Genomic DNA, 12,140 nt, shown 5'->3' with positions numbered 1-12,140 from the left:
GTCAAACAGTGGCCGGCACAGCGGTCGCGGGAACCGGCTGGCGTGCGGCATGGGGATCGTCTTGCGGAATGGCGGGGTTGACCGGCTGCGCGCCGCGCACCGTCATCCACACGTTCCAGGCCATGACGAACACACCCGACAGGAACAAGGTGCCGCCCAGCAAACGGATCAGGTAGTACGGGACGCGCGTCTTCAGCTCCTCCACGAAGCTGTAGACCAGGGTGCCGTCGCTGGCGGTGTCGCGCCACATCAGGCCCTGCTGCACGCCGGCGATCCACATGGCGGCGATGTACAGCACCACGCCGATGGTCGCGATCCAGAAATGCAGTTCGATGGCCTTGACGCTGTACATCTTCTCGCGGCCGTACAGGCGCGGGATCAGGTAGTAGAGCGAACCGAAGGAGATCATGGCGACCCAGCCCAGCGCGCCGGAGTGCACGTGGCCGATGGTCCAGTCCGTGTAGTGCGACAGCGCGTTGACCGTGCGGATCGACATCATCGAGCCTTCGAAGGTCGACATGCCGTAGAACGACAGCGCCGTCACCATGAACTTCAGGATCGGATCGGTGCGCAGCTTGTACCAGGCGCCCTGCAGGGTCATGATGCCGTTGATCATGCCGCCCCAGGACGGCGCCAGCAGGATCAGCGAGAAGGTCATGCCCAGCGACTGGGTCCAGTCGGGCAGCGAGGTGTACAGCAGGTGGTGCGGGCCCGCCCACATGTAGGTGAAGGCCAGCGCCCAGAAGTGGACGATGGACAGGCGGTAGGAATAGATGGGACGGCCGGCCTGCTTGGGCACGAAGTAATACATCATGCCCAGGAAGCTGGTGGTCAGGAAGAAGCCCACGGCGTTATGGCCGTACCACCACTGCACCATGGCGTCCTGCACGCCCGAGTAGGCGGAATAGGACTTCCACATCGACACCGGCATTTCAATGTTGTTGAAGATGTGCAGGATGGCGATGGTCAGGATGTACGAGCCGAAGAACCAGTTGGCCACGTAGATGTGCTTGGAACGGCGCTTGATGATGGTGCCGAAGAACACGATGGCGTAGGCCACCCAGACCAGGGTGATCAGGATGTCGATGGGCCATTCGAGTTCGGCGTATTCCTTGCTGCTGGTGAAGCCCATGGGCAAGGTGATGGCGGCGGCGACGATGACGATCTGCCAGCCCCAGAACGTGAAGGCGGCCAACGGGCCGCAGAACAGGCGCGCCTGACAGGTGCGCTGGACCACGTAGTACGACGTCGTAAACAACGCGCTGCCGCCGAAGGCGAAGATCACCGCGTTGGTGTGCAGCGGGCGCAGGCGGCCGTAGCTCAGCCATGCGGTGTCAAAGTTCAGCTGCGGCCAGATAAGCTGCGCAGCGAGAAAAACGCCCACAGCCATGCCGACGATGCCCCACACTACCGTCATGAGCGCGAATTGCCTCACGATCTTGTAGTTGAAGGTATCGGCCTTGCTTGCGATTGCGGCGCAATCGTTCATCGCCCTTCCCCTAAAGTTACAGATAGCTCCAGGCTGCAATGATGGGACTAGTCAAACAAGGCAGCGTTGATCTGGATCAAGCATCTGGTTACACGGTGGGGAACGCGGCGCCGGCGCAACGGGTCCAGGCGCGAAATCAAGCGCGCCGCTCAGCCGCGGCTGGCGGGGCCGCTGTCGTCATCGAGCAGGATGGCGCGGCCGGCGTCATCGGTGTCGTCATACTGGCCGTTGAACACGGCCCACCACAACGACACCCCGATGGCCAGCACGAACAGCAGGGACAGGGGCAGGAGCAGATAGAGGATGGTCATTGCGCCGCTTCCAGCGCGGCGGCGGGCGCGGGCGCGCCAGCCCAGTCGCGGCGGCACAGGCGCCACGAGTTGTAGGCGACCGCAAGCGAGGACACCAGCATGGTGATCGCGGCCAGCCATGGCGTGACCCAGCCGACCAGCGCCAGCGGGGTCATCAGCAGGTGCCAGACCACCGATCCGTTCAGGTTCTGACGAGCGCGACGGCGCGCCTCGCCCAGCAGCTCGTCCAGCGCCGCATCGGACATGTTGGGATGGGCGGCCAGCGCCGAATGGGCGGAGGCCATGGCGGTGGGCACCGCCATCGACATGGCGCAGGGACAGCTCATCACCAGGAGCGCCACCATCACCGGGATACTGTGCGCCGGATCGATGTAGGCCCAGGCGGCCGCAGCGGCCAGCGCCAGCGCGACCTGGACCATGACGAAGCGCGAGGCCAGCCGGTCGGCGCGCGCGCCCAGTTCCAGGCGCTGCGCCTCCACGCGCTCGTGGCGCAAACCGCCTGCCGCGCCGCCGAAGGACTGGCGGGCGCACAGCTCCAGGTAGCGCGCGGTCAACAGGAAGGCCACGAACATCGTGACCGAATCGAAGTAGACCTCGCCGCGCCCCGTGTAGGTGGCGTGGACGCTGGGAATGAAGGCGGCGACGATGCCCAGGGCCACCGGCACGTCCATGCCGGCGCGGCCATGGCGCAGGTTGTCGCCGGCGTGGCGCCAGATCGGCCAGGCCGAATACACCACGACCGGCACAGTCAGCGCAAAGCTGGCCCAGTTCATCAGCACGATGGCCCAGTCCAGCGTTTCCAGCGCATCGGCGGGCATGCTTTCATGCCGCAGGTAGCCGGGCCAGGCGAACATCATCACCTGCATCATCGCCAGCCACGCCAGCGACAGGCGCACCAGCGCATGGCGGCGCTGCTGGCGGTCGGCGTCGGACAGGCCGGCCGGGACGGCGAAGATCGATTTTGCTCGCATGCGCCGATGTTACTCAGCGCGTTACAAAGCCGCCTTGATCTGGATCAAGGCGGATCTGGCGGGTTTGCCCCGGCAACGCCGACCGGGCGCGATCCGGCTCAGGGACGCTGGCGGCGCAGCACGTCCACTACCGCCCGCATCAGGCTGGCGAGTTCGCCGTCGGCGATCGTCAACGCCGGCGTCAGGTAGACCACATTGCCGAACGGCCGCACCCACACGCCGGCTTCGACCAGGCGCCGCTTCAGGCCCTCGCGGTCGGCGATGCCGTCCAGTTCCACCACGCCGATCGCGCCCAGCACGCGCACGTCGCGCACCCAGGGCAGCTCGCGGCACGGTTCCAGGCCGGCTGTCAGGCTCGCGGAGATCGCTTGCGCCTGGGCCAGCCGCGGTTCGGTCTCAAAGAGATCCAGCGAGGCGTTGGCTGCGGCGCAGGCCAGCGCATTGCCCATGAAGGTGGGGCCGTGCATCAGCGCGTGCGAAGGATCGTCGGACCAGAACGCCTCGAATACCCGGCTGCTGGCCACCGTGGCGGCCAGCGGCAGGGTGCCTCCGGTCAGCGCCTTGGACAAGGTCACGATGTCCGGCCGGATGCCGGCCTGCTCGAAGGCGAACATGGTGCCAGTGCGGCCGAAGCCGGTGAAGATCTCGTCGAAGATCAGCAGCAGGCCGTGCCGGTCGGCCAAACGGCGCAGACGGCGCAGTACTTCCGGGTCGTGCAGCAGCATGCCGCCCGCGCCCTGAACCAGCGGCTCGACCAGGATGCCGGCCAGCCGCGAGCCATGGGATTCCAGGTGGGCCTCCAGCGCAACCAGCTCCGCTTCGCCGCGCGGCAGGTCGACGATGTCGTGTTCGGCCAGCATGCCGCGGTACAGGCTGTGCATGCCCTCGTCCGGATCGCACACCGCCATGGTGCCGAAGGTGTCGCCGTGATAGCCGCCGCGGAACGCCAGGAAACGGCTGCGGCCGCGTTCACCCTGGTTGAGCCAGAACTGCAGCGCCATCTTCATGGCGACTTCCACCGCCACCGAGCCGGAATCGGTATAGAAGACGCGGTCCAGTCCCGGCCCCAGCATGCCGGCCAGGCGGCGGGCCAGGGTCAGTGCGGGTTCATGGGTCAGTCCGCCGAACATGACGTGCGGCATGGCGTCCAGTTGCGCGCGCACCGCCTGGGCGATGTGCGGATGGTTGTAGCCGTGGCAGGCCGTCCACCAGGACGCGACGCCGTCGATCAGGCTGCGGCCGTCGGCCAGCTCAAGCCGGCTGCCATGGCTGCGCACCACGGGCAGCGGCGGCGTGGCCGTCTTCATTTGGGCATAGGGTAGCCAGATATGGGGCTGGCCCTGGGCCACCCAGTCGGGCGTGTGCATGATTCACCTCTCGATACCGGCGGCGCGACCCGGGTCCGCCCGGCGCATCCGGCCGGAACGGGGGCAGCGTCCGCCTCCACTACAATGGCCCGCATTCTACGGCCTGGCGCGGCCTCCCCCCTGCCCGGCCGCTGCCGGAAATATAGATGTCCAAGCTGGATCCGCTTTTCTCCTCCGAGCTGGCGCGCGCGGAAGCGCGCCGCGTGCGCCGCCGCCTGCGCACGGCCTCCGCCGCCGCCCCGGGACGCCTCGTCCTCGAGGGCGAGCCGGTCCTGAACTTCTCCAGCAACGATTACCTCGGCCTGTCGCGGCATCCGCTGCTGGTCGAGCGGTCGCGCGAATGGGCAGCCCGCCACGGCGCGGGCGCCCAGGCGTCGCGCCTGGTGACCGGCAACCTGGACCTGCACGAACAGGTGGAAGCTAAGCTGGCCCGGCTGAAAGGCACCGAAGCCGCGCTGCTGCTGGCCTCGGGCTGGCAGGCCAACGCCGCCGTGCTGCCCGCCCTGCTGCGCGCGGCCGCCAGCCAGGGCGAGGTCGAGCTGTATGCCGACAAGCTCAACCACGCCAGCCTGCACCATGGCTGCCAGGCGGCGGGCGTGAAGCAGATCCGCTTCCGGCACAACGACCTGGACCATCTGGAAAGCCTGCTGGCCGCCAGGGCGGACAGCGCGGCCGGCCAGCCCGTATCGCGATTCATCGTCACCGAAAGCGTGTTCAGCATGGACGGCGACCGGACCGACGTGGAACGGCTGGCAACCCTGGCCGACCGCTACCGCGCCTTCGTCTACCTGGACGAAGCGCACGCCACCGGCGTCCTGGGCCCCCGCGGCATGGGGCTGGCAGGGCTGGCGCCCGGCCGCATCGACCTGGCCATGGGCACGTTCAGCAAGGCGCTGGGCGGATTCGGCGCCTACGTCGCCGGTTCGCGCGCGCTGTGCGACTACCTGGTCAACGCCTGCTCGGGCTTCATCTACACGACGGCGCTGCCGCCCGCGGTGCTGGGCGCCATGGACGCGGCACTGGACCTGGTGCCCACGCTGGACGCCGAACGCGCCCGCCTGGCGGCCGCGGGCGACAACCTGCGCGCCGCGCTGCGCGGCATGGGGCTGGACACGGGGGCATCCTCCACCCAGATCGTGCCGGCCATCGTGGGTGACGAAGCCCGCGCGCTGGCGCTGGCCTCGGGACTGGAACAGCGCGGCTTGCTGGCCGTGGCGATCCGCCCGCCCACCGTCCCCGCCGGCACCAGCCGCCTGCGCGTCACGCTGAGCGCCGCGCACCGCGACGTGGACGTGGCGCGGCTGATCGACGGTTTCGCCGCCGCGCTGGCGTGACGGCCGCCGTTCCCATGCAAGCCGGCATGCCCCGCCCCACCCTGCTGTTCGTACACGGCTGGGCCTTCGACGCCTCGGTCTGGACGCCGCTGCGCGCCGAACTCGCAGACTGGCCGCAAGCCGTCTTCGACGCGGGCTACTTCGGGCCGGCGCAGGAGCCTGCCATGGCCGGCCCGGTGATCGCCATCGGCCATTCGCTGGGCGTGTTGCGCCTGTTGCGCGAACTGCCGCAAGACTGCCTCGGCCTGGTGTCGATCAACGGCTTCGCCCGCTTTTCCGCCGGCCCCGACTTCGAGGCCGGCGTGGCGCCGCGCGTGCTGGATCGCATGTCCAGGCGCCTGTCCTCCGACCCCGCGGCGGTGCTGGGCGACTTCCGCCAGCGCTGCGGCGACGCCACCGATTTCAGCGAGCCGCAGCTGGCGCCGCTGGCGCGCGACCTGCAAGCCCTGCGCGACGAGGACCGGCGCGAGGCCCTGGCGGCGCTGCCCGTGCCGCTGTTGGTCCTGGCTGGCGCCGACGATCCCATCGTGCCCCCGGCCATGACGCAGGCAGTTTTTGCCGGCAAGGCCGACATGGAGATCCATGAGCGGACTGGCGGCGGCCACCTGCTGCCGGTGTCGGATGCGCCCTGGTGCGCGGAGCGGATCCGCGCCTTCTTTGCCGGACTGGTGCACGCCGCATGACGCAAGCCCCCCGCAACGCTGGCATCGGCGCGCGCTTTGGCGCCGCCGCCCCCGCCTATGAAAACCACGCGTCCGTCCAGCGGCTGGCAGCCGAGCGGCTGGCCGGCGATATCGCGCTGCTGCCCCTGCCATCCCGCCCGCGCATCCTGGAGATCGGCTGCGGCACCGGCCTGCTGACCCAGGCGCTGGCGCGCCGCATCGGTCCCGCCGACTGGACCGTCACCGACATCGCTGCCGGCATGCTCGCGGCCGCGCAGCGCGGCCCCGCATTGCCAGGCCAGGCCCGCTATCAATTGCTGGACGGCGAGCACCCCGCTGGGCTCGAAGGCGGCTACGACCTGATCTGCTCCAGCCTGGCGGTGCAATGGTTTTCCGACCTGAATGCCGGGCTGGGCCGGCTGGCCGCGCTGCTCGCCCCGGGCGGCTGCCTGGCCGTGGCGACGCTGGCGGACGGCACATTCCAGGAATGGCAGGCCGCCCATGCTGTGGCAGGGCTTGCCGCCGCCACGCCGCGTTACCCGGCCGCCGCCTCCATCCATCCGGACAGGGGCAATCTGGCGGGTGGCGTGCGCAGCGAACGGCTGATACAAAATCATCCTGACGGGCTGCATTTCCTGCGCGCCCTGAAAGGCATAGGCGCCACCACGCCCGCTCCAGGACGCGCGCCGCTGGGCGCGGCGCAACTGCGGCGGGTGCTGGCGGCGTTTGACGAACAAGGAGCCGGGGTGACCTATCACCTGGCCTACGGTATGTGGAAAAAATCGAACCAGTCCCCCGCCGGCGTTTTCGTGACCGGCACTGATACCGGCATCGGCAAGACCCTGGTGTCCGCGATCCTGGCGCGCGCCTGGAACGCCGACTACTGGAAGCCCGTGCAGACGGGCGTGGCGGAAGAACCCGGCGACACCGAGACCGTGGCGCAACTGGCCGGGCTGCCGCCCGAACGCCTGCACCTGCCCGCCTACGTGCTGCAGGCGCCGCTGTCGCCCTGGGCCGCGGCCACGCTGGAAGACACCATCGTCGACGCCACCAGCATCGTCCCGCCGGCCACGCAGGCGCCGCTGATCGTGGAAGGCGCGGGCGGCCTCTACGTGCCGATCGACGACACCCACATGATGATCGACCTGATCGCCAGGCTGGATATGCCGGTGGTGCTGGCCGCCCGCAGCGGACTGGGCACCATCAACCACACCCTGCTCAGCCTGGAGGCCCTCAAGCGCCGCGGCATTCCGGTTCTGGGCGTGATCATGAGCGGACCGCTTTCGGCGGGCAACAAGGAAGCCATCGAGCGCTTTGGCGACGTCCGCGTGCTGGCCGAGATTCCGCCCTTGGCCAAGGTCGACGCGCAAACCGTCCAGGCCCTGGCCAGCGCCATTCCTCCGCTGGCGGAATGCCTGCAGGCGCTGGGCGGTGCGCCCGCGGTCGCCAGTTGAGATCCTGGCGCGGCCGCGGATGGCGTGATTTCCGGGGCCGTAGCCGTTACGCATTCGTACAAAATAAATTCCGCTGACGGCCACCCGTCCCCCACGCGGACAGGTACCCCCGCAGCACTTCGCGTGGCTGAGGATGGCGGCAAAAGTCTCATGCAAAGCATGAACTTCCCCCGCGTAAGCATGCCTCTCCTACATCTTTCAGCCACATCCGGATTCTCAAGCCGGCGCGGCCGCGGCGACGGCGGCCGCATGCTCGTGCGTTGTTGACTACTAACGCAACACAACGATAATTTTCGCCACATTGGCAGTTCGATTCGCAGGTAGCTGGACGTGCAGGATTTCGTTCCTGGGTTTCCTTATTTGCAGGAGAACTGGCATGGTCACCAGAAGGCTGAACATTCCTGTTTTGGCCCCCAATCCCAACCGTAATTTCTTCGACGGCACCCGCCCCGGCCACGCCGTGCTGCGCCCGGCCGATCTGCTGGCCTTGCGGCTGGAGCTGCGCAACCTGACGGTCGCGCCGGGCCAACCTCCTCGCCTGAAAAAGGCTGGCGACGGGGCCGCCACGCTCATCGTTCACTTCCCGCCGCAGTCGATCAGCGAAGAGACGTTCTTCGAACGTCCGCCTCCCGGCACCGCCAACCAGCCGCCGCCCCGTCCCACGCCGGGCAAGCCGGAACCAGGCGGCGTGGAAGATCCCACCGGTCCGCCGGTGCGCGCTCGCATCGCCGGCGAATCGCGGCTGGCCTTTGACGTTCCCGACGGCTTCGACGTGCCCTACACGCTGGAAGGCGTGCTGGCCGCGATGGAGTCGCTGCCGTTGACCGTGGCCGCCAATGCGCGCCCGCCCGGGCCCAGCGCGCCGCGCCTGAACCTGCGCGATCTGTTCGACACCCGCATCGACAAGCTCTCGCCGGTGCAACGCGCCGCGCTATCGAGCTTCGCGCTGCGCAGCGCACGCATCGCCACGCAGCAGAACGCGCCCGGTGCGCTGTTGCTGCGGCAGGCCGGCGGCGCGCCAGGCCTGCGCGCATTGCGCCTGGGCGGCGGCGCGCCGGTCCGTGAGGTTCAGCGCACCAGCGCCCTGATCGAAATCCTCAGGCGCGGCCCCAAACCCGCGCTGCCCGCCGCGCAGCAGACGGCGATAGAACTGCCGTGGCGGCTGATCCTCAGCCCGCATGCGGACGAACGCTGGCGCCACGCCAAGGCGCCAGCGACTTCCGCCGCCACGCAGCACACCGAGCTCTGGCATACCCAGCTGCTGGCCGCGCAGCCGGAGAACAGCGCAACGGCGCCGCAGGCGGACGATCCCAAGCCGACCCTGCGCGCCATCTGGGCGCTGGGCGGCGAAGGCACGACCAAGCCCATGCAGGCAGCGTTTCCCGTGCCGGCGACGACCTATCTGCCGCAACCGAACACCTCGCCCTTCCGCATGCCGATGGACGATTTCGACCGGTTCCAGATCGCGCACCTGTCGTCGAATTTTTCCGTCGCCAACTACACGCCGCAGCCGGTGGACGCCAAGCTGCTGATGCTGTCCGCGCTGGGCGCCTGGCTGGACTCGCGCGGCAACTGGGACGCGCCCGGGCTGTCGCTGGAAGAATGGACGCATCGCGGCGCCATGGGCCGCGACCACTACGTCCGCGTGGTCTACAAGGGCCTGCTGTTCCCCTTCGGCCACCGCGCTTCGCTGGTGAAGGTCAGCGAACGCAAGTTCCATACGGCCAGGGCGGGTAACCCGGCCTACCTGCGCCAACGCCTGTTCATCATCGTGCGCCAGCGCGAACGCGTGTATGCCGATCCGCAGCTGCAGGCGCGGGACGACTCGGGGAACATGATCTTCCTGCATCGGCAGATGCCATTCTCCAGCGTGCGCATCCTGACCACCGTCACGCCAAGTTTGGATGCCCCTACCTCCCAGGCCAGCAACATCGATGGCCTGGGACAATTGCTGTTCTGGCCGTGCATAGGCGGAACCCCCTTCCGCTTCGCCTGTTCGGCCACCGACATCGATGGCCGCATCGTGCAGTTCGACCTGCCCATGATCTTCATGGACGGCGGCCATGCCTGCCCGCGCAAGCTCAGCGGCCAATGGCTGACGCCGGACTACGTGAACGCGGAGATTTTCGCGAAGCAGACGCGCAAGGCCTGGCGCGATGCCGAATCCGGCCGCCGCACCGCGCAGTTCAAGCAGCAGCGCGTCACGTTCGCCTCCCCGCTCAAGCCCGGCGATACCGCCGCGCAAGCGGAGACGATCGAGTTCGACGGTTTGGTCGATCCGGGCAATACCCAGCTGCGCGCCTACAGCGACTCCTTGAACGGCCCGCTGTTCTATCCCGGCATCAAGCGCGCCGAGATCCGCATCGCCGCGCTGGCTGAACTGACCGGCAGCGACAGCAACAGCGTGCTGAGCTGGAACGACCATTACCTCCGGTTCGGATTCGATTCCGGCAACGTCGGCCAGGTCTTCGGCAACATAGACGCCGAGCCCGGCTATCGCGGCGACGCGGTGCTGAACTTCTCCGCGCAGGGCGACCGCGCGGGCGGCTTCGTCCAGCCGAATCTGCGCCCCACGGCGCTGTCGCGCATGGCGGGTCCGGTCAGCGGCAAGGTCTCGGACTTCGTCGCCGGCAAGATGAGCGGCCCGGATATCTTCCCCAAGGTCATGTCCTCGGACCTGCCCTTTCCGCTGCTGTTCGGCTGCATACCGCTGGGCGACGTGATTGAAGCGGTGTCCAACGCCGCCGGCACGCCGGAGCGGGTGCCGCGCTTCGTATCGGAAGCCTGCTCCCAGCTGGAAAGCCTGGTCAACGAAATGGGCCGGCTCTACGCCCTGGTGGCGGATCTGGCGCAGCAACCAGGCCGCATCGCCGAGGCCGCGTTGCAGGTGTTGAAAGACACCTTGCAGGATCTGCTCGGCCAGGCGCAGGCCTACGCGCAGAACCTGGTGCAGGACGCAAAGGCCCGCGTCAACGATCTGATCGCCGCGCTGGACGCCGTGCGCGCGCAGGTCGCGCTGCTGGCCGGACTGTCCTTCGACGCCGCGCCCGCGCTGCCGGGATTGCCCGCCGTGCTCACCGCCGCGCGCGATGCCGCGCGGGCGTTGAGCACCGCGGCGGACGCGCAGGTGAACGGCGCGCACTTGCCTGATGGCCTGCGGCAATCGCTGCGCCAGGCCGCCAACACCGCCCAGACGCTCTTGGACAGCGTCGGCGTCGTGCCGGCGCTGCTGGTGCAGGGCAAGGCGCTGTACGACGCGCTCGACGCGGTTGTGGGCCACCCCGACCAGCTGGACGACCTGTTCGCCGACGCCGCGACGCTCAGGCCGCGTCTGCAGGCCATCACGGCCGCGGTCGATCCGCTGTCCGGCACCATAGGCGGCGCACGCCTGCTGGAAGGCGCGCCGCGCCAGATCGCGCAGACAGCGCTGCAGGCGGTCAAGCTGGCGGTCGATGCGGTGCTGGCCAGCGCGGGGCTGCTGGAACTGCTGACCGGCGATGAGCTCACCCTCCGCTTCGACTGGAATCCGGTGATCAAGAGCTGGTCGATCAAGCCTGGCGACCCGCCGCTGTTCCGCGTCAACGATACGCATGGCTTTCGCGTGGCGGTGGAAGCGCGTGTGCGCAAGAACGGGCAGAGCGCGCCCAAGATGTCGGTGGTCTGCTCGCTGAAGGACTTCGACCTGGTCCTGATCGCGCCTGCCAGCTTCATGGAGCTGAACTTCGAGAAGATCGAGTTCCGCATCGACACGGCCGCGAAGATGAACGTGGACGTGCTGCTGACAGACATCAAGTTCGTGGGCCCGCTGTCCTTCGTCGAAACGCTGCGCGACCTGATCCCGCTGGACGGATTCTCCGATCCGCCTTATCTGGATATCTCGGCCAAGGGCGTGGACGCCGGTTTCGACCTGGCGCTGCCGGCCGTCGCCATCGGCGTCTTCAATCTGTCCAACCTCAGTCTGGGCGCGGGCTTCACCGTGCCCTTCATCGGCCAGCCCCTGTCCGTGCGCTTCAATTTCTGCACGCGCGAACAGCCTTTCAACCTGTCGGTATGCATGTTCGGCGGCGGCGGGTTTTTCGGCATCACCCTGGATCCCAGCGGCATCCAGCTGATGGAAGCGGCCTTCGAGTTCGGCGCCAGCGTGTCGGTGAATCTGGGCGTGGCCTCCGGCGGCGTGCACGTCATGGCCGGCATCTACTTCCGCATGGAAAAGAACGCCTGCTCGCTGGCCGGCTACTTCCGCATGGGTGGCTGCGTCAGCGTGCTCGGCATCGTCAGCATTTCCATCGAGATCTACCTGGAACTGCGCTACGAGTTCGAAAGCGGCAAATGCGCGGGGCGCGCCACCATCACCGTCGAGATCGAAGTCTTCATGTTCTCGATGAGCGTGTCGCTGTCATGCGAACGCAAGTTCGCCGGGTCCAATGGCGACCCCGGCTTCCGCGACCTGATGGGGCCGCATCCCGACCTGCCGCTGGCGCAGGAGCTGGCGCAGATCGACGACAGCAGCGAGTACGCCTGGCGCGAATACGCCGAAGCCTTTGCCTGAGGA

Annotated in this window: 8 protein-coding genes; 4 read left to right on the top strand and 4 right to left on the bottom strand. The window is 68.3% G+C overall.

What is annotated here, in order from left to right:
- Position 1: 1 nt before the first annotated feature.
- The 4 genes from ccoN to IB258_RS05320 all read right to left on the bottom strand — a co-directional run bounded on the left by ccoN (position 2) and on the right by IB258_RS05320 (position 4,138).
- Positions 2-1,489: a cytochrome-c oxidase, cbb3-type subunit I gene (gene ccoN / locus IB258_RS05335; protein WP_054452861.1), complete on the bottom strand. Its 1,488-nt coding sequence runs from the start codon at positions 1,487-1,489 to the stop codon at positions 2-4.
- Positions 1,490-1,638: 149 nt separating this feature from the next.
- Positions 1,639-1,800, bottom strand: coding sequence for a cbb3-type cytochrome oxidase assembly protein CcoS (ccoS, locus tag IB258_RS05330; RefSeq protein WP_042794347.1), 162 nt, complete (start codon positions 1,798-1,800; stop codon positions 1,639-1,641).
- Positions 1,797-2,771, bottom strand: coding sequence for a hypothetical protein (locus IB258_RS05325; protein WP_119449982.1), 975 nt, complete (start codon positions 2,769-2,771; stop codon positions 1,797-1,799). The genes ccoS and IB258_RS05325 overlap by 4 nt, the downstream gene beginning before the upstream one ends.
- A gap of 98 nt (positions 2,772-2,869) precedes the next feature.
- Positions 2,870-4,138, bottom strand: coding sequence for an adenosylmethionine--8-amino-7-oxononanoate transaminase (locus IB258_RS05320; protein WP_175163155.1), 1,269 nt, complete (start codon positions 4,136-4,138; stop codon positions 2,870-2,872).
- A gap of 146 nt (positions 4,139-4,284) precedes the next feature.
- Here IB258_RS05320 and IB258_RS05315 point away from each other — a divergent pair, with 146 nt between their 5' ends.
- From IB258_RS05315 to IB258_RS05300, 4 genes are all read left to right on the top strand, one after another.
- Positions 4,285-5,472 (top strand): aminotransferase class I/II-fold pyridoxal phosphate-dependent enzyme, encoded by a 1,188-nt coding sequence (locus IB258_RS05315; RefSeq protein ID WP_054452865.1) that lies wholly within the window; start codon positions 4,285-4,287, stop codon positions 5,470-5,472.
- 26 nt (positions 5,473-5,498) lie between these two features.
- Positions 5,499-6,155: an alpha/beta fold hydrolase gene (locus tag IB258_RS05310; protein ID WP_225590293.1), complete on the top strand. Its 657-nt coding sequence runs from the start codon at positions 5,499-5,501 to the stop codon at positions 6,153-6,155.
- Positions 6,152-7,588: a dethiobiotin synthase gene (gene bioD, locus IB258_RS05305; protein WP_192328738.1), complete on the top strand. Its 1,437-nt coding sequence runs from the start codon at positions 6,152-6,154 to the stop codon at positions 7,586-7,588. The genes IB258_RS05310 and bioD overlap by 4 nt, the downstream gene beginning before the upstream one ends.
- Positions 7,589-7,964: 376 nt before the next feature.
- The gene (locus tag IB258_RS05300) at positions 7,965-12,137 is read left to right on the top strand and encodes a hypothetical protein (RefSeq protein WP_192352266.1); all 4,173 of its coding nucleotides are present in this window, start codon (positions 7,965-7,967) and stop codon (positions 12,135-12,137) included.
- Positions 12,138-12,140 lie beyond the last annotated feature (3 nt).

The sequence above is a fragment of the Achromobacter sp. ACM02 genome, assembly GCF_014851605.1.
Taxonomy (GTDB): Bacteria; Pseudomonadota; Gammaproteobacteria; order Burkholderiales; family Burkholderiaceae_B; genus Achromobacter; species Achromobacter aegrifaciens.
This window is presented reverse-complemented; position numbering and strand designations above follow the sequence as displayed.